This window comes from Parasphingorhabdus sp., assembly GCF_048267785.1.
In the GTDB taxonomy this organism is placed as follows: Bacteria; Pseudomonadota; Alphaproteobacteria; order Sphingomonadales; family Sphingomonadaceae; genus Parasphingorhabdus.
The window spans coordinates 13,718-32,306 of the sequence record NZ_JBLWWU010000017.1; the positions used below are offsets into that span (position 1 = coordinate 13,718).

An 18,589-nucleotide genomic window follows, 5' to 3' on the forward strand; every position below is an offset into this window, starting at 1 on the left:
AGGATAATGACGATGATGGATTTTAACAAACTTTTCTCACTCGAGGGCCGTGTCGCTCTGGTAACGGGCGGACAGCGCGGCATCGGTGCGATGATCACCGAAGGATTTCTGGCGCAGGGCGCAAAAGTCTATATCTCCGGTCGCAAGGCCGATCAGGGCGAAGCGGCGGCTGCCGAATTTGGCGACAATTGCACCTATATTCAGGGCGATATTTCGACCTATGAAGGCTGCAAGGCCCTCGCTGCCGAAATCGCGTCCCGCGAAGAGAAGCTCGACATACTCGTTAACAATGCCGGTGTTGCCTGGGGCGCGGAATATGTCGATTTCCCCGAAGCGGGCTGGGACAAGGTCATGGACACCAATGTCAAAGGCCTGTTCTTTCTGACCCAGTCGCTGCATCCACAATTGAAAGCCGCCGCCAGTTTTGAGCGTCCGGCCAAGGTGATCAATATTGCCTCGATCGACGGCATGAAGGTTAATCCGTGGGAAACGTACAGCTATCAGGCTTCCAAGGCTGCGGTCATTCACCTGACCCGCAAAATGGCCTCCAAGCTGGTGCAGGAAGATATCATCATGACAGGTATCGCGCCCGGCGCCTTTGCCTCGACGATGAACAAGGCCGCCCGCGATCACGAAGACGCGGTCGAGAAGGGAATACCGGCGAAACGCATCGGCCGGCCCGAGGATATGGCATCGGCTGCCGTGTTCCTCGCCAGCTCCGCCGGCGATTATGTTGTGGGTACGACGATCCCCGTCGATGGCGGGATCGTGAATGCTTCCAATCCCGGCGCGTCGATAGACGGCTGATTTCTGTTTGAAACTTGACGGGGCAGACTCCAGGCTGTATTAATAATGTAATACAGTCTGGAGAAGTTTATATGTCCACGAAATATCTGTTTTTGCTCGCGGTAGCGCCGCTGGCCCTTTCCGCGTGCAGCAAGGTCGAAGACGAATCGGGCAACCGAACCGGTCTGTCGGTCGATTTTAGCGATGATAACAAGCCGGACGACGAGAAAATCAAAATCGGCGGCGAGGGGAAGGACAGCAAATTCTCGATCAAGGCTGACGGTTTCTCGATGGAAGTCGATCTGCCGTCTATCACGCTCGACAGCGATGATTTCGACATGAACGATGTCGATCTCTATCCCGGCAGCCAGGTGACCAATTTCGATATCGAAGACAGGGACGGGCAGGGCGGCAAGGTTCAGATCGCCTTCAAGGCGCCTCTGGGTGTAGACAAGCTGGCTGATTGGTATGAAACGCAACTGACCGGTGATGATTTCGAAGTCGTGCGGAACGGAACCAATCTCTCGGGTCGTACCGGGAAAGGCGATCCCTTTTCCTTGACCCTGACCGCAATGTCGGAGCAGGAAAGCAAAGGCGTTCTGGAATTTTCTGAAAAGAAATAACATTTGTGAAATCACGATTTTGCAGGAATTTACCGAAATCACGCGCGGTATTCAGGCGCAGGCCACCGGAATGTGCTATGATCATCTGAAATAATTCAGGAGAAATGATCATGCGTCACCGAAAAACCTCTGGCAAGTTACTTGCCACCTTCGCGCTCGCGACAGCTCCGTTGGCGATAATCTCTTTCATGCCCACAGCCGCGGTGGCGCAAAGTTCGGGCGTGAAGGACATATTGGGTGACGCCTCCGACAATGCCCTCGACAAGCTTTCTGAACCGGGTGCCTTTTACGCGGACGAAGCGGTGCGGATATTGCTGCCCGGCCCACTTGAGAAAGCGACGAGCATTCTGCGTTTTACCAGCAAGGCAGGCTTGACCAAGGATATTACCAAGACCCTCAATGATGCAGCGGGCAGGGCGGCTCTGGAAGCGAAACCTGTGTTCCGGTCAGCGATTGACGGGCTCACCCTGCAGGATGGTGTCGGTATTGTGACCGGCGGCGAGGCGGCGGGTTCGGAATATCTTCGTCGTACGTCCGGCGAAGAACTGGCGCTGAAACTGCGCCCGTTGGTGGAAAAAGCGCTCGGGGATCTGGGTGCCTATGAGCAGATTGAACGGCTGGGATCGCTCTCATCGCTGGCCCGACTGGGCGGTGCTGATCTTTCGCGTGATGGTCTCACCGAAAGCGTCACCGACCAGGCGATGGACGGCATCTTCACCTATATAGGCAACGAAGAAGCCAATTTCCGGCGCAATCCGCTCGACAAGGGAAAAAAGCTGTTGGAAGGTATTTTTCAATAAAAACAACCGACTAGCTATAGTTGCGTAATCGGTAATACTGATTTTAAGTTGCATAACATGCAAGTGAATTGCCTTCGTTATCAATTGAAACCAACTTGTCATACGACCATCTGGAGCCCGTAAGTTACGCAGGAAAAGAGATGTTTGATCGGCGTTGAAACAAGGAGAAAATCCATGAGAACGCTTTTCAATATTATCGCCGCTTTATCCGTTTCCAGCATCGTGCTGTTTTCAACGGTTCAGAGCTAAGATAAAAAGTTACAATCCCGGCTGTCTCCTCCCCCTCCCGATTGAGACACCGGGGTTGGTCCAAAGGTCCGGTCCTTTCCCCTCTCCCTCCTGAGTGAAAGGCCGGACCAGCGGACATATTTCCACAGATTCTGCGAATATTCCCCTCCCAGATCTTATCCACCGACTTGGCACCAGTTTTCCACCACTTAATGCAGGTGCTGTGGATAACTTGTGGTTTTCCGCTAGGCGCGACTCGGCTTGGAGAGTCATATATAGGTCATCGGAAGGCAAACGGACGAACCAGCGACCAGTCAGCAATGACCCGCCGGACAGCCCGGGAACCGGAAGATGGTCGAGATGACCAATTTGTTTTTCGCGAGAAAAGGAAAATGATCTCTCGGTCGATGATCGGCGAATGACTGGTAAGGGAAGGCGCAAGCCCGAACGGATCGGTCGGACGAAGATCATCAGGTGACTGGACCAAATGCGGGTTGGAAACCGAAGCGAAGAAGCGCAAGCGGAAACGTGGATAACGACCAACCATTAACGTATTCGATCCGGAATCCGGACGCCGAAAAAGCGGCAGCTGAAATCGCAAGAGGACAGCAGCCCCAACAGAGGCGCAGCGGGAGTTTATCTTCGGGTAAGCTCCCGTTTTTCGTTGAACCCTTGTCTGCGACGGGTTTGCTGCCTCAGCGCTGTCACAGACCGGGCAATGATAATGGCACGCGGTGAAGCACGCGCGATCCAAGGTCAGAACCTGCAGGAACGCCAAACATATGTGGTCCGGGCGGCTTTGGCGGTTGCCGTCACCGCAAACACAAGTGATTTCGATCACAATCATAAGCGTGCATATCGGCTAATCCGCTTATGCGAAGTCGCTATTCGTCACGCACGCGGCTTCGCACCAATCCCCTGAACAGTTCGATAGGATCCAGGCATGCGGCGCAGCGTGACCGCCGGATATTATGGTTTGTGATCATTTTTATTCTACTAGTGATCGGGATCACAGTGCTGGCCAAAAGACTCGGTTAACAAACTCTTGCGGCGCCGATCTGGCGGAAGAGTATGATCCATCAGATATGGATGTCGCACCCCACCCAATTTTTGGGTATCCAAGGGAAGTCCGGCGGTTAATTGCGACCCGACCGTCGGGCTTCTTTTGCGATGGAACCGCGCAATTATCTTGCTTCCATCCCGTATTGTCACCCTCCACATTTGGTGAAATTTCTTTTTGACAGGTAATTTCGATTACTCTGAAGAAGTTTACCGGTTTTGGCAATCTTTCCACTGCGCGTATACTTTCGGTCATCATTAAGATGTTCGAAAGGAGAGGAAGATGTTCAAATCACAAGTTTCACTATTCGCCCTGCTGGCCGCGTCAATGACGCCGCTGGTGATCGCCAGCCCCGCGCAGGCGCAAAAAACGGTCGTGTAGGATCCGCCGGGCGCCATGTCCAACAAGGACTGGTGGCCCCAGAGCCTCGATCTTGCAGCGCTCCGCCAGCATGAGGCACAGTCCAACCCCTATGGCCCGGATTTTGACTATGCCGCCGAGTTCGCCACGCTCGACCTCGCTGCGGTCAAGGAAGATATCCGCAAGGTTCTGACCACGTCTCAGGACTGGTGGCCGGCCGATTATCGCCATTATGGTCCGTTCTTCATCCGCATGGCCTGGCACAGTGCCGGCACCTATCGCGTCGGTGACGGTCGCGGTGGTTCCGATGGCGGCGAGCAGCGCTTCGAACCGCTGAACAGCTGGCCCGACAATGTCAGCCTCGATAAGGCGCGCCGTCTGGTCTGGCCGATCAAGCAGAAATATGGCCGGAAACTGTCCTGGGGCGATCTGATGGTGCTGACCGGCAATGTCTCGCTCGAGGATATGGGCTTCAAGACCATCGGTTTCGCCGGTGGCCGCGTGGACGCCTGGCAACCTGATCTGGTGTTCTGGGGGCCCGAGGCGAAGATGCTGGAAGACAACCGCCGCGACGGCAAGGGCGATCTCAAGGGTTCGCTCGCCGCCACCCAGATGGGCCTGATCTACGTCAATCCGGAAGGTCCGAACGGCAATCATGATCCGATTTCGGCCGCTGCCGATATCCGCCGCGCCTTTGGCAATATGGCGATGAATGACGAGGAAACGCTCGCCCTGATTGCCGGTGGCCATACGTTCGGCAAGGCGCATGGCGCGCACAAGCCGGAAGAATGTATGGACGCAGAACCCTCTGCCGCAGGTATCGAAGCGCAGGGTCTCGGCTGGGCCAACAAATGCGGCAAGGGCAATGCCGAGGATACGATCACCAGCGGTCTCGAAGGCGCATGGTCGGCCAATCCGATCGCTTTCACCAACCAGTATCTCGACAATCTGTTCGGTTTCGAATGGGTGAAGGTCAAGAGCCCGGCCGGTGCGACGCAGTGGATCCCGAGCGATCCGAATGCTGCAAACATGGTTCCCGACGCGCATATCCCGGGCAAGACCCACGCGCCGATCATGTTCACCACCGATATCGCGATCAAGGAAGACCCGGGTTTCCGCAAGATCGCCGAGCATTGGCATGAAAATCCCGATGAATTCGCGGCAGCCTTTGCTCGTGCGTGGTTCAAGCTGACCCATCGCGATCTTGGTCCCTCGGCCCGCTATCTCGGTGCCGATGCGCCGAGCCAGAGCTTCGTCTGGCAGGATCCGTTGCCGGCGGCTGACTATGCGATGATCGGTGACGCGGATGTCGCGCAGCTGAAGTCGAAAATCCTTGCGTCCGGTCTGACCACGCCCGAACTGGTGCGGACGGCCTGGGCCTCGGCCTCGACCTTCCGGGGCAGCGATATGCGCGGCGGGGCCAATGGTGCGCGGCTGCGGCTGGATCCGCAGCGCGGCTGGGCCGTCAACGACAAGGCGGAACTGACCAAGGTGCTGGGCAAGCTGGAAGCGATCCAGAAGGATTTCAACCGCAGCGCTTCGGGCGGCAAGCAGGTCTCGCTGGCTGACCTGATCGTTCTTGGCGGCAATGCTGCGGTCGAGCAGGCGGCCAGCAAGGCTGGCCACAAGGTCAGCCTGTCGTTCACGCCCGGCCGGGTCGATGCCACGCAGGCTCAGACCGATGCGGCGTCCTTCGCCTATCTCGAGCCCAAGGCCGACGGCTTCCGCAACTATTATGCTTCCGGTGCCGATCTGGCACCAGCGGCAGCATTGGTTGACAAGGCCGACGCGCTCAATCTGACGGTACCGGAAATGACGGTGCTGGTCGGCGGGCTGCGGACGCTGAACGCCAACGCGGGCAAGTCGTCCCACGGCGTGTTCACCGATAGTCCCGGCCAGCTGAGCAACGACTTTTTCGTCAACCTGCTCGACATGAAAACCAAATGGTCGAAGTCGGGCGCCAATCCCGGATTGTACGAGGGCCGCGATCGCCAGTCCGGCGATCTGGTCTGGACGGCCACGCCGGTTGATCTGATTTTCGGATCCAATTCGGAATTGCGCGCGGTTGCCGAGGTCTATGCAGCGGATGATGCGGATCAGCAATTTGTCCAAGATTTTGCCGCAGCCTGGACCAAGGTGATGAACGCCGACCGATTTTAGGCGAAACCAAATGTAGGGAAAGCCCGGTGGCCGCGTGATCCGCAGCCGCCGGGCTTTTTATTGCGGTTAGAATTGGGGCGATCGGCACTTTCCCGTTCGTCCTGAGCCTGTCGAAGGGCGAATGCGCGCGATCATGCTTCGACAAGCTGAGCACGAACGGAATGTTATGCGTTGTCTATACCTGGGCCTGCGCGCTCATGACCTCTTTGCCGTCCTGGCCGAACACGGCGAGCGTAATAGTCTCGCCCTCCTGTTTGCCGACGAAATATATAGCAGCATTGGCAAAGGCGGGCGCCTGGCCCCGAAACGAAAAGCTCGAGAGCTGATTTGCGCCCAGTTCGCTTGCGGCGAGGTTCAGCAACAATGTCGCCATCAGCGGACCCTGAACGACAAGGCCAGGATAGCCTTCTTCCTGCATCGCATATGGGCGATCATAATGGATGCGGTGGCTGTTGAATGTCAGGGCGGAATAGCGGAACAGCAGCGGCTCGGTTGGCAGGATTGTCTGCTGCCAGGCCCAGCCGCTGAGGTCTGGCGTTTCGTTGCTGGGCAAACTGGCCGGTTCTGCGATCGTTGCTGGCTCGCGATAGACGATGTTCTGCCGCTCCCTGATCGCCACAAGCTCGCCAACGCGGGTTTCATGATCGACAGCGACGAACACCAGATCGCCCGACTTGCCCGATTTCTCGTCTATGCTGGCCACGGTCGACACGCGCGTGATTTCGTCGCCCCGTTGCAGAGGGTGGTCGAACGAGACGCTGCTTGAAGCCCACATCCGGCGGGGTAGGGGAATGGGCGGGAGAAAACCACCCTTTGCGGGATGACCATCTTCTGCCAGTTCCGCAGTCGGCGTATCGGGCAGGCAAAGGCACCAGTGCAATCCCTGTGGAATGTCGTCCGTGACCGGCTGGTCAATGGTCGCGCAGAATCGTTGCAGCAGCCCCGGCGTGATCACGTCATGGCGCGTCTCGCTCTTGCCGATCCAGTTCGCCCAGTCGCTCATCAATAGCTCCTCGGCAGGCCCAGCACATGTTCGGCGACATAGGACAGGATCATATTCGTGCTGATCGGGGCGACCTGATAGAGCCTTGTCTCGCGGAACTTGCGCTCGACATCATATTCCGCGGCAAAGCCGAAGCCGCCGTGGGTCTGGACGCAGGCTTCGCCCGCTGCCCAGCTGGCATCGGCGGCGAGCATCTTGGCCATATTGGCTTCCTCGCCGCAATTTTCGCCGGCTTCATATTTGCGCAGGCCTTCGTGGACCAGCAGCTCCGCCGCGCGCATTTGCGCATAGGCGCGGGCGATTGGGAATTGGACGCCCTGGTTCTGGCCGATCGGGCGGCCGAACAGGACCCGCTCCTTGGCATAGGCTGTCGCCTTCTCGATGAACCATTTGGCGTCACCAATACATTCCGCCGCGATCAGCAGCCGCTCGGCGTTCATGCCGGAGAGGATATAGCGGAAGCCATTGCCTTCCTCGCCGATCAGATTGGCGGCGGGCACGCGCATATTGTCGAAGAACAATTCGGTGGTGCTGTGGTTCATCATCGTGTCGATCGGCCGGATGGTGAGACCGTTGCCGAGCGCTGCGTTCATGTCGACGAGAAAGACCGACAGGCCGTCGGTGCGTTTGGCGACCTGATCGCGCGGTGTCGTACGGGCGAGCAACAGCATCAGGTCGCTATGCTCGGCCCGGCTGGTCCATAATTTCTGGCCATTGATGACATAATCATCGCCGTCCCGCTTCGCCACTGTCTTCAGCGCCAGTGTATCAGTGCCGCTGGTCGGCTCGGTCACGCCAAAGGCCTGCAGGCGCAATTCGCCGGTGGCGATGCGTGGCAGATATTGGGATTTCTGCTCGTCCGACCCGTGGCGGAGCATCGTGCCCATGATATACATTTGCGCGTGCACCGCGCCGCCATTGCAGCCCTGCGCCTGGATTTCCTCGAGGATCGCCGCTGCCGCAGAAATCGGCAATCCGGCGCCGCCAAATTCTTCGGGGATTAGGGCCGCAAGATAGCCGGCCTCGCCGAGCGCAGCGACAAAATCGCTGGGATATTCGCGCGCCTTGTCGCGCGCGCGCCAATATTCTCCCGGAAATTTCTGGCAAAGTTTCGCGACTTCCTCGCGGATGGACGTGTAATCCTGCGTCAATTCCGGTTCTCCCCTGTGAACGGGCCATTGAACCGATCTCGCCAGGAAGATCAACTGCCAATCAAGACAGCGTCGTGGGGCAAGGCTATGAGCATAGGATATAGCCGGGTGAAATTATACGGTCTGTCTTGCGAACGACCATCGGTCTGACCTAGAAGGCTGGTAAATATTCAACACAGGAAGCCCCATTATGAAAACCCGCGCAGCCGTCGCATTTGAAGCAAAAAAGCCGCTCGAGATCGTCGAGCTTGATCTGGAAGGTCCAAAAGCGGGCGAAGTGCTGGTCGAGATCATGGCGACCGGTATCTGCCACACCGACGCCTACACGCTCGATGGTCTCGACAGCGAAGGCAAATTCCCCAGTGTTCTCGGTCATGAAGGCGCCGGTATCGTGCGCGAAGTGGGCGCGGGCGTAACCTCGGTGGCGCCCGACGATCATGTGATCCCGCTCTACACGCCGGAATGCCGCCAGTGCAAAAGCTGCCTGTCCGGCAAGACCAATCTGTGCACCGCGATCCGCGCGACCCAGGGGCAGGGGCTTATGCCCGACGGCACCAGCCGCATGTCCTACAAGGGCGAGGCCATCTATCACTATATGGGCTGCTCGACCTTCTCGAACTTCATTGTCGTACCCGAAATCGCAGTCGCCAAAATCCGTACCGATGCGCCGTTTAACACCAGTTGCTATATCGGCTGCGGCGTCACAACCGGTGTCGGCGCGGTGACCAACACGGCAAAAGTGGAGCCGGGAGCCAATGTCATCGTCTTCGGTCTTGGCGGGATCGGCCTCAACGTGCTGCAGGGCGCGCGGATGGTCGGCGCGGACAAGATTATCGGCGTCGACATCAACGATGACCGTGAAGAATGGGGCAAGAAATTCGGCATGACCCATTTCGTCAACCCGACCAAGATCAAGGGCGATATCGTCGAGCATCTGGTAGCGCTGACCGACGGCGGCGCGGATTATACATTCGACTGCACCGGCAATACCGACGTGATGCGTCAGGCGCTGGAAGCCTGCCACCGCGGCTGGGGCGAAAGCATCATCATCGGCGTCGCCGAAGCCGGCAAGGAAATCTCGACACGGCCGTTTCAGCTGGTCACCGGGCGGGTCTGGAAAGGCACGGCCTTCGGCGGCGCGCGCGGCCGGACCGATGTCCCGAAAATCGTCGACTGGTATGTGAACGGCAAGATCGAGATCGACCCGATGATCACCCACACGCTATCGCTGGACGAAATCAACAAGGGCTTCGACCTGATGCACGCCGGTGAAAGCATCCGCAGCGTGGTGGTCTTTTGATGGAGACCCTCTCCACCAACAGAAGTTTCGCCGGAACGCAGGGCGTCTATTCCCATGCGTCCGCAGAAACGGGCACGGAGATGACTTTCGCGGTCTATGTTCCCGATCATGAACAAGGCGCGCAGCTGCCGGTCGTCTGGTATCTGTCCGGCCTGACCTGCACCCATGCCAATGTCATGGAAAAGGGCGAATATCGCAGGGCAGCCAGTGAATTGGGCCTGATCATCGTCGCCCCTGACACCTCTCCGCGCGGTGAAGGCGTGGCCGATGACGAGGCCTATGACATGGGGCAGGGTGCCGGCTTCTACGTCGACGCCACCGAAGAGCCATGGGCGAAACATTTCCGGATGCGCAGCTATATCGAGAAAGAACTGCCCGCTCTGATCGCGAAAGAATTTCCGGTCGATATGGAGCGCCAGGCGATATTCGGGCACAGCATGGGCGGTCATGGCGCGCTGACCATCGCGCTACGCAATCCGGACCGGTTCAAAAGCGTGTCGGCCTTTGCGCCGATTGTCTCGCCGCTCAACTGCCCCTGGGGTAAAAAGGCGCTGGGTGGCTATCTGGGCAGTGACCAGACGGCGTGGCGCGCATATGACGCCTGTGCTTTGATCGAGGATGGCGCGCGCTTTGCCGACATCCTGGTCGATCAGGGAACCGCGGACAATTTTCTCGAAGAACAACTGAAACCGCAACTGTTGGTGGCGGCATGTGACAAGGCCGGAATCCCGCTCAGCCTGAACATGCGCGAAGGCTATGACCACAGCTATTATTTCATTTCCACGTTCATGGCGGATCATTTGCAGTGGCACGCCGAACGGCTGGGTGCCCGATAGACGCAGCCTTCCAATATAAGAATATTATCACAAAAGGATGAGTGAATTGCAGCAGCTGGACTTACAAAAAACCCTGGATCGGGCGCTGGCCGACCAGCAGGTAGCCGGCGCGGTTGCCATGATTGGCAATGCCGACAGGGTGCTCGCATCGGCGCAAGCGGGTTTTTCTGACCCCGCTACCAGCAAGCCAATGGTGCTGGATGGCATCTTCCAGATTGCTTCCATGACCAAAGCGATCACATCCGTCGCTGCCATGCAATTGGTGGAACGGGGTCTTTTGGCGCTGGACGAACCGATCGGCTCGATCCTGCCCGAACTGGCCAATCCCGATGTGCTGACCGGCTTTTCCGGGAACGGCAAGGCGATAGTGGAACCCGCGAAAACGGCGATTACGCTCCGGCATCTGCTCACCCATACCGCGGGTTTCGGCTATGCGTTCACCAAAGCGGATATGGCCAAAGCGCAGGGCAAGGTCGCTCCCGCCAGCATCGCCAGCATTACGTCGCCGCTGATGTTCGAACCGGGAACCGACTGGCTGTACGGCGTGAGTACCGACTGGGTCGGTCGCGCGGTCGAGGCCGCCAGCGGCCAGACGCTCGGTGCCTATATGGAGGAGCATATTTTCGAGCCTCTGGCGATGCAGGACACAGGCTTTGCCGTCGCGCCGGACAAGATCGAGCGCCCGGGTTCCGCTGCTCTCCCGCCAGGCCGATGGCCTGGTTCCCTTTCCCCTCGAAATCGGCGGTGGCGATGCGGCGGAATATCAGTCCGGCGGCGGCGGTCTTTATTCGACGGCGGCGGACTATATGCGTTTCATGCGGATGATCCTGAACCGCGGCTCGCTCGACGGCAATCGGATTATCAGCGCAGAGACCGTGGCGGCCATGTCGCAAAATCAGATTGGCGGGATGAAAGCCGGACAGATGGAGAGCGTGGTGCCGTTGCTCGCCAATTCCTTCGATGCCTTTCCCGACATGCATTGTGGATGGAGCCTCGGCTTTCTGATTAACCCGGAAGAGGGGCCAAATGGCCGTGCCGTCGGCAGCCTGTCCTGGGCCGGGCTGAGCAACTGCTATTACTGGATCGATCCCGCGAGCGATATCGCGGGCCTGGTGCTGATGCAATTTCTCCCTTTTGCCGACCCAGACGCCCTGCGTGTTCTGGCAGAGGTGGAATCGGCCGCCTATCAGCGGACATAATATCTGCCGGATTGTTTTGATGGTCGGTCAATTCCGCTATAGTGGAGGCGGCCCGCCCCATTTGGAGATTTGACCATGACGACAGCATTGCGACCGCCATCGATCGGCAGTGCCGAACGCAAGCAGCGGCTGGACAATCTGCGCCAGACCATGTCCGCAAATGGCCTTGATGCGATCCTGATCACCCCGGGCAGCAACATGCGCTATTTCTTCGCCGAGGCTTTCTATGAAAGTGAACGCTTTGTCGGGATATTGCTCACGGCGGACCGTACGCTCTTCATCTGCCCGAAATTCGAGGAATCGGCGATCCGCGCCAAATTCCCGATGGCTTCGGAAATGGCCTTCTGGGAGGAGCATGAATGCCCCTTCGCGCTGATCGCGTCTCTATTGGCGGACCATGACTGCCAGCAATGCGCGCTCGATCCGGAATGTTCCTACGGCCATGCCGCGCGCCTGTTCGATGCACTAACGCAGCTGGAAAAGCCGGTCCTCTGTGGCTCTGCCGCTTCGGTCATCGCGCCGCTGCGCGCGATAAAATCACAGGCCGAGATCGATCTGATGATCCATGCGATGCAGCTCACGCTGTCGGTGCATCAAAAGATTTTTGAATGGATCAGACCGGGCATGAAGGCGAGCGAAGTGATCGCCGAAATCGACCGCCTGCACCGCGCCGGCGGTGCCGATGGCGGCAACAGTTTCTGCGCGGTCCAGTTCGGCGAAGCGACCTCCCACCCGCACGGCGTCCCGGGCGACCCGGCGCTGCAGGAGGGCGAGCTGATCCTGATCGACACCGGCTGCACGATCGACGGCTATAATAGCGACATCACCCGCACCTATGCCCTGTCGAAACTGGAAAGCGAGATCGAACGGCTCTGGCATGCGGAGAAAGAGGCCCAGCAAGCCGCCTTCGACCGCGCCGCCATCGGCACGCCCTGCGAAGCGGTCGACAAGACCGCCCGCGATATGCTGGTCAGCCACGGCCTAGGCCCCGACTATGACCTGCCGGGCCTCCCGCACCGCACAGGCCATGGCATCGGGCTCGACATCCACGAAGGCCCCTATCTGGTGAAGGGCGACAAGACGCCGCTGGCGGCGGGCATGTGCTTTTCCAACGAACCGATGATCGTGGTGCCCGGCCAATATGGCATCCGGTTGGAAGACCATTTCTATATGACCGCGGCAGGGCCGGAGTGGTTTACGCAGCCGCAGCAGGATATGTACCGGCCGTTTGGGTAGGGCGAATGCGTCAGTGCGTCTCAATTGGCGTACTGGCATTGTAATTCCGTTCGACGAGAATAAGGAGACATCGTCATGACCATCGCCGTTACCGCCGTCACCGGTCATCTCGGAGCGGAAATTGCCAAGGCTCTTTCCGGAATGAGCACGGGCGAACCGGTCATCGGCCTCGCGCGCACGCCCGAAAAGGCAAAAGGCATGGATATTGAAGTGCGCGCCGGTGACTATACCGACCGCGAACAGCTGGAGCAGTCACTGTCCGGTGTCGATACGGTGCTGCTTGTGTCGGGGATGGCGGCGCCTGACGATCGTATCGAACAGCACCGCAACGTCATAAGTGCCGCCAGCGCTGCGGGCGTAAAAAAAATCGTCTACACCAGCATCCAGGGTGCCGAAAAAGGCACGGCCTTTTCTCCCATCGTGCAAAGCAATCGCCAGACCGAGGCTGATATCCGCGCGAGCGGGCTTGCCTGGGCGATTGGCCGCAACGGGATTTATATCGAGCCCGATGTCGAATATATCGAGACGTACAAGGCAAGGGGCGAAATCGCCAACTGCGCTGGTGACGGGAAATGCGGATATACGACCCGGCCAGAACTGGCTTACGCTTATGCCTGCATGTTAACCGATCCCAAGCATGATGGCCGAACCTACAATCTCCATGGCGAATTGCTGACCCAGGCACAGCTTGCGCAATATCTGAACCGGACGTTTGGAACACAGCTTCAATATCGCTCGATGTCGGTCGCTGAATATCGCGAGGAACGGGTAGCGGAACTGGGCGAATTTATCGGAACCGTGATCGCCGGAATTTACGAGGGCATCCGCAATGGCGCGCTCGACAGGACCAGTGATTATCAGGCAGCGACAGGAAGGCCGCATCAGAGCTGGGACGATTATTTCCGGTCGCTGGAGACCTGATCGTAGCCGAATTTCCGGGCATGAGTGTCTTTGTTACCAAAACCGGTGAATGAAGCGTAACAAGGGCTGAGACCACGGGGAGCCTCAACGATGCGCTATTTTCTTGATACTGAATTCAACGGCTTTTGCGGAGACCTGATTTCGATCGCGCTGGTTCCCGAAGATGACGGCCATGCGCCCTTTTACGCGGCGATCGCATGTCAGGACCCTACGCCATGGGTTGCCGAGCACATCATACCTGTGCTGGATGTGGAGCCAGTGACGCACAGCCGTCTCGCCGACCAGTTCGCGGACTATCTGGGCGATGATCCCGATCCGGTGCTGGTCGCAGACTGGCCGGAAGATATTGCCCTTGCCGCGCGATTGCTGGTCATTGGCCCGGGCCTTATGAAACCGGTGCGCAATATTCATTTTGATCTGGTCGATGCCGAGCTCGTTAGTTCCGGCGAGGGTAGCGCCGTTCCGCACAATGCCTATCACGACGCGCTCCGCCTGCGTGCGGACGTTCTGGCCTACGAAAAACGGATCGCGACGTAGATAGAGAGAAAAGTCCTGTCCTACATCCCGTCCCATTGCTTAATGTCTCTCCCGCTGCTGCAACAGGCGCGGGGCAGGCTATTTGACAATTTGGATATGGAAACGGCGTCGTCTGCTGCCCGCATGATTCTGCCGGACCGTTTGAAGGCGTAATCTGTCATCTGAGTTTTTCCATTAAACACTGAGTTTTGATCCCAAGGGAGGCCCCTTCTGAATGGTAATAATCAGGGGAGGATTTGAATAACCATATCTGGACAGCCGCAGTTGGGCCGATAGCGGACTGTCCGGTTATGGACTATCTTTGATGACAATCAGACATTGATCGGTTTTGCGTCGCTACAACGGCTTCCGCCCAAGTTTCAGTCATTGAACTGCTTTGTGAGGTTTTCGAATAGTGAGCCTTGTTCCGGGTTCGGTCTATCGGTTCATGGGCCGTGTGAAGCTTTCTAGATGCGGCAATCCCTAATCTTGTCCACTTGGCATGACTGTCGCATTTGCCTAGTTCGTCGCGCAAAGCCTCAAGATCAGTAATCTTTTGCCCACCTCGGCCAATTGGCGTTTCACGAGCTTATCGACGTCATCGCGAGGCTCGTCGTCGTGGTCCGGTGTTTTTCTGAGTATTCGTGATAATTGCGGTCGGTCTGGTCCGCGGCAGGCAAGATGCCTTTACGCTGACAATATCGGATCGTCTCCGCCAGCTATTTATCACTTAAATTTAGTGAGATCGTTGGTTTCCATAACAGACGGTGTTTGACCGAGGAATTGCGCGTTTACTTGATCAGTATAAGGATGGAAGCGAGCTTGCTGCTTTTGTGTGCAGTGGCATCTGGCGCGGCCAATTCTCTTCACTGATTGGCTATTCTCTGCAGTTTAGGCATTTCAGTTGTCCGGCTCACGTGCAAATCGTTCGCAGTACGCTAGATGCTGTCGCATCGGGCAACGCTAAAGTGTTAATTTAGTGCGTTGAAAGCGTCCAATAAAGCATTGCTCGAAAGGAATTTGATAAAGTGAAGCAGCTAAAGTCGGGCATGTGTATCGTAAACCCGGCGCTTGTCGTTGATATTGCGCCTTTGGTCGGCGGAATGGCGGATATCATGACCAGAATTGGCATAAGCTGGAACACATGGAACAAAATCTCGACGGGACAGCCAGTCCGCTATTCGGTGGCACAGCGTTTTCAAGCAAGGATTGTGGCAAAAGCAGATGAAATCGAAGCTTTGCGGGCGAAATTTCCTGCGACCCATGGCGGCATCGATCGCGATGCGTTGTCAGAGGCGTTGCTGCTGTCGAATGCTTAGACGATATTGGCTTGAATAACGGACAGTAGATTGAGAGATTTTGTGCGTGGGCACCGGAAAAATTACCATTTGGCTTTCTGCGGCTGATCAATGCGTCAAGTGGAATGGACTTGGTCAGAAGAATAAGGCGTGACGGCGTGGAAAGCGTCCTCTTTGCAAGGTCGCATTTTAACAGCGGGTACATGGTATCTGCGCAGGTTCCCTGCCAGTTGAAGAAAACGCGTCTCGCATCGGTCGCAAGTTCAGTTATGTAGAGCGAGCCTAGAGCTTTTTCATTTACCTTCACTGACTGGCTATTCTTTGCAGTAATCGCATTTCGGCTACCCGACACAAATGCAAACCTCTGCTCAAAGGATTCATTCCTGTTCGCTGGATGTAGACGCCAGCATACCCGGTTCAAATGAGGAGTATAGCATGGTTCAAGTTCGCGATGAAATCGGGGTCTATGAATATAGCGGAGGAATTGTCGGGCCCGGCATTGAGCCAGCCGGAACGGTCAAGGACGGCGGGACTATCCGTTCGGGCACGCCTCCCGGATGCTGGGGGCCAATGATTACGCCCAAGTTTCAAGGCGGACATGAAGTGACGCGACCGGTAATGGTCGAAGGGGCTGAAATCGGTGACGCTGTCGCAATTCGTCTTAAGAAGGTGCATGTAACTTCGTTGGCCACCTCGTCTGGCGTCATGGACTTTGTCGACGGCCGATATATCGGCGATCCTTTTGTCGCCAAACTATGTCCAGCATGTGGCACGACCAGTCCCGCGAGTCATATCGAGGGGATTGGTGATGACGCCGTGCATTGCGATAAATGCGGTGCCGAAGTGAGTGCTTTTCGGTTTGGCAATGGTTATGTGATCGTGCTCGATCGAGAGAATGAGATGGCGTTAACCGTGAACCAGGAAGTTGCCAATACATTGGCAGCCGATGCAGCAGTCAATGTTGCTTTGCCTGACAATTCGGGCCAGCATTCCATCTTGGCGCTGGCCCGTGCCGATATTTCAGGACTGGCTTCGCGCATGCGGCCGTTCTTGGGTAATATCGGAACTTCTCCTTCGCGTGATCTGCCGGATTCTCACAATGCGGGTGATTTCGGGGCTTTTCTACTGAACGCGCCGCACGGCTATAGCTTCACGCAGGAAGAGCTCAATGAACATAAGACCGATGGCCATATGGACACCAATTCGGTCCGTCAGGGCTCGATTCTGATTTGTCCGGTCAAAATTCCGGGTGCAGGTATCTATATGGGCGATATGCATGCGCAGCAGGGCAATGGTGAAATCGCCGGCCATGCCACTGATGTGGCTGGCGAGGTCGAATTGCAGGTCGAAGTCATCAAGGGCTTAGAGCTCGATGGACCGATCCTGCTGCAGACTATGGATGACCTGCCATATCTCGCTCGCCCCCTAGATGACGCCGAGCGCAGCTCTGTGAAGGCACTGGGTGACAAATATGGCCAGGCCGAGGTGGAGGACAATGCTCCTATCACCTTTATTGGTTCCGGCGCGACGCTCAACGACGCAACCAAGAACGGGCTGGACCGCGCAGCAAAAGTGACCGGGCTGCCCTATGACGAGATACTGAACCGCGCGACGATTGCTGGTTCGATCGAGATCAGCCGTCTGCCGGGTGTGGTTCGGGTGACTTTCATGTGCCCCCGTAAAATTATCGAAGGCATGGGCATCAGCCACCTTGTCGATGAACAATATACGTAAGAATTTTAGCCGAATATTGCAGTCAACGCATAGTCCAATGCAGTGTTGGGATAGCCGTATCCGTCTATCGCTTTCATTATCCGAACCACGTTGAAACGGGAAAATTGCGGTCTAGAACCTGAGAGGAAGAATATTATGGCAAGTCAAGCTAGTGGAGTAGACAGGTCCCCCGGGCGCTGGGCCCGGAAGTACCCTGAACTGGGGCAGGAACCGCTGCCTGTTACGCCATATATTGATCCTGACTACTATCAGAAGGAAAAGGACCGGATTTTTAAGAAGCAGTGGCTTTATGTCGCGCTGGAACGTGAGGTTCCCGAAAAGGGTTCCTACAAAGTCCGTCGGCTCGATTGCGCGGACACTTCCATTATTATTATGCGCGGCAAGGACGGTGTTATCCGTGCCTTTCATAATGCCTGTTCGCACCGCAGCAATACGGTAATAACCGAGGATGGACAGGAAACTTACGGACGTAATCGTGCGGGTGTGGTCACTTGCCGTTTCCACGGCTGGGTCTATGATGCGAAGGGCGAGCTTGTTAACGTGCCGCAGGAAGACCGTTTCTATCCCTGCTTCGACAAAACTGAAAATGGCTTAACTGAAGTTCATTGCGATACTTGGGCCGGATTCATCTTTGTTAATGTCGATCCGGGGCCGGTGCAGCCATTGACCGAATTCCTTGGGGGTTATGCGGATCATTTTGGTGGATTTGACTACGACGCATGCGACTTTGGTTTTACCTATCACACCACTCTTGATTGCAACTGGAAGGTCGCATCAGATGCTTTCGCAGAAGCTTATCACGTGGATACAATCCATGCTGGTTCTTTCCCCAATGTGTTTGAAGGGGGGATCGAAGATGTGCAGTTGTTCGGGCCACATCGCACTTGTTCCGTTCGGCTGCAGTTGGAAAACCTCCCGCATACGCCGATAGGAGACCTCGCGAACCAGCGTTCGCGTGGGTCGCTGGCTGCGGCTGGCGATACGACAACTTTGCCGCCGAGCTTGAACCCCAATCGTGAGGAGGATTGGGGTTTTGAATTGAGCGTATTGTTTCCAAGTCTTTTACTGCATGTTTCTGAGGGAATCTGGTTTACTCACCAGTTTTGGCCCATCGCTCATGACAAGACGCTTTGGGAAGGCAAGTATTATCTCAAAAAGCCACGCACTCACAGTGAGTTGTGGGGATTCGAACGAGCGATGGTTTTGCAGCGAAATGCATGGCTGGAAGATACCGCGACGATGGAGAACACCTATCGCGCCATGCTTTCGGGTGCGAAAAAGTTCCAGCATTTGCAGGATGAGGAAATTCTTATTCGTCACAATTGCAAAGTTGTCGACGATATAGTCGACGCGTGAGTGAGAGAGGGATAAGTATGAC

The 18,589-nt window shown here is 56.7% G+C and carries 13 protein-coding genes and 2 pseudogenes; 13 read left to right on the forward strand and 2 right to left on the reverse strand.

What is annotated here, in order from left to right; all coding sequences use genetic code 11:
* The first annotated feature begins 15 nt into the window (after positions 1 to 15).
* From ACN0VD_RS13255 to katG, 4 genes and pseudogenes are all read left to right on the forward strand, one after another.
* Positions 16 to 807 (forward strand): SDR family oxidoreductase, encoded by a 792-nt coding sequence (locus tag ACN0VD_RS13255; protein ID WP_417595160.1) that lies wholly within the window; start codon positions 16 to 18, stop codon positions 805 to 807.
* Positions 808 to 878: 71 nt separating this feature from the next.
* Positions 879 to 1,409 (forward strand): hypothetical protein, encoded by a 531-nt coding sequence (locus ACN0VD_RS13260; protein WP_417595026.1) that lies wholly within the window; start codon positions 879 to 881, stop codon positions 1,407 to 1,409.
* A gap of 110 nt (positions 1,410 to 1,519) precedes the next feature.
* The gene (locus tag ACN0VD_RS13265) at positions 1,520 to 2,209 is read left to right on the forward strand and encodes a DUF4197 domain-containing protein (protein ID WP_417595028.1); all 690 of its coding nucleotides are present in this window, start codon (positions 1,520 to 1,522) and stop codon (positions 2,207 to 2,209) included.
* 1,570 nt (positions 2,210 to 3,779) lie between these two features.
* Positions 3,780 to 6,017 (forward strand): annotated as a pseudogene (gene katG, locus ACN0VD_RS13270) (catalase/peroxidase HPI).
* 175 nt (positions 6,018 to 6,192) lie between these two features.
* Here the strand turns inward: katG and ACN0VD_RS13275 are convergent.
* Both ACN0VD_RS13275 and ACN0VD_RS13280 read right to left on the reverse strand, forming a co-directional pair.
* Entirely contained in the window at positions 6,193 to 7,020 is an 828-nt protein-coding gene (locus ACN0VD_RS13275) for an FAS1-like dehydratase domain-containing protein (RefSeq protein ID WP_417595030.1), read from the reverse strand.
* The gene (locus ACN0VD_RS13280; RefSeq protein WP_417595032.1) at positions 7,020 to 8,171 is read right to left on the reverse strand and encodes an acyl-CoA dehydrogenase family protein; all 1,152 of its coding nucleotides are present in this window, start codon (positions 8,169 to 8,171) and stop codon (positions 7,020 to 7,022) included. The genes ACN0VD_RS13275 and ACN0VD_RS13280 overlap by 1 nt, the downstream gene beginning before the upstream one ends.
* Positions 8,172 to 8,361: 190 nt before the next feature.
* On the opposite strand from ACN0VD_RS13280, the gene ACN0VD_RS13285 reads away from it, so the two are divergent.
* The 9 genes and pseudogenes from ACN0VD_RS13285 to ACN0VD_RS13325 all read left to right on the forward strand — a co-directional run bounded on the left by ACN0VD_RS13285 (position 8,362) and on the right by ACN0VD_RS13325 (position 18,567).
* Positions 8,362 to 9,471 carry an S-(hydroxymethyl)glutathione dehydrogenase/class III alcohol dehydrogenase gene (locus ACN0VD_RS13285; protein WP_417595034.1) on the forward strand — a complete coding sequence of 370 codons (1,110 nt, stop codon included), beginning with the start codon at positions 8,362 to 8,364 and terminating at the stop codon, positions 9,469 to 9,471.
* On the forward strand, positions 9,471 to 10,307 hold the full coding sequence (fghA, locus tag ACN0VD_RS13290) for an S-formylglutathione hydrolase (RefSeq protein ID WP_417595036.1): 837 nt from the start codon (positions 9,471 to 9,473) through the stop codon (positions 10,305 to 10,307). Before ACN0VD_RS13285 ends, fghA begins: the two co-directional genes overlap by 1 nt.
* Positions 10,308 to 10,425: 118 nt before the next feature.
* A pseudogene (locus ACN0VD_RS13295) lies at positions 10,426 to 11,506 on the forward strand (serine hydrolase domain-containing protein).
* Between the two features lie 75 nt (positions 11,507 to 11,581).
* A complete protein-coding gene (locus ACN0VD_RS13300; protein ID WP_417595038.1) occupies positions 11,582 to 12,742 on the forward strand; it encodes a M24 family metallopeptidase in 1,161 nt (386 codons plus the stop codon).
* Positions 12,743 to 12,817: 75 nt separating this feature from the next.
* Positions 12,818 to 13,663, forward strand: coding sequence for an SDR family oxidoreductase (locus ACN0VD_RS13305; protein WP_417595040.1), 846 nt, complete (start codon positions 12,818 to 12,820; stop codon positions 13,661 to 13,663).
* A gap of 90 nt (positions 13,664 to 13,753) precedes the next feature.
* On the forward strand, positions 13,754 to 14,200 hold the full coding sequence (locus tag ACN0VD_RS13310; protein ID WP_417595042.1) for a hypothetical protein: 447 nt from the start codon (positions 13,754 to 13,756) through the stop codon (positions 14,198 to 14,200).
* Between the two features lie 1,007 nt (positions 14,201 to 15,207).
* On the forward strand, positions 15,208 to 15,498 hold the full coding sequence (locus ACN0VD_RS13315; RefSeq protein WP_417595044.1) for a hypothetical protein: 291 nt from the start codon (positions 15,208 to 15,210) through the stop codon (positions 15,496 to 15,498).
* Positions 15,499 to 15,912: 414 nt separating this feature from the next.
* Positions 15,913 to 17,211 (forward strand): acetamidase/formamidase family protein, encoded by a 1,299-nt coding sequence (locus ACN0VD_RS13320; RefSeq protein WP_417595046.1) that lies wholly within the window; start codon positions 15,913 to 15,915, stop codon positions 17,209 to 17,211.
* 135 nt (positions 17,212 to 17,346) lie between these two features.
* Positions 17,347 to 18,567 carry an aromatic ring-hydroxylating oxygenase subunit alpha gene (locus ACN0VD_RS13325; RefSeq protein ID WP_417595048.1) on the forward strand — a complete coding sequence of 407 codons (1,221 nt, stop codon included), beginning with the start codon at positions 17,347 to 17,349 and terminating at the stop codon, positions 18,565 to 18,567.
* The last annotated feature ends 22 nt before the right edge of the window (positions 18,568 to 18,589 follow it).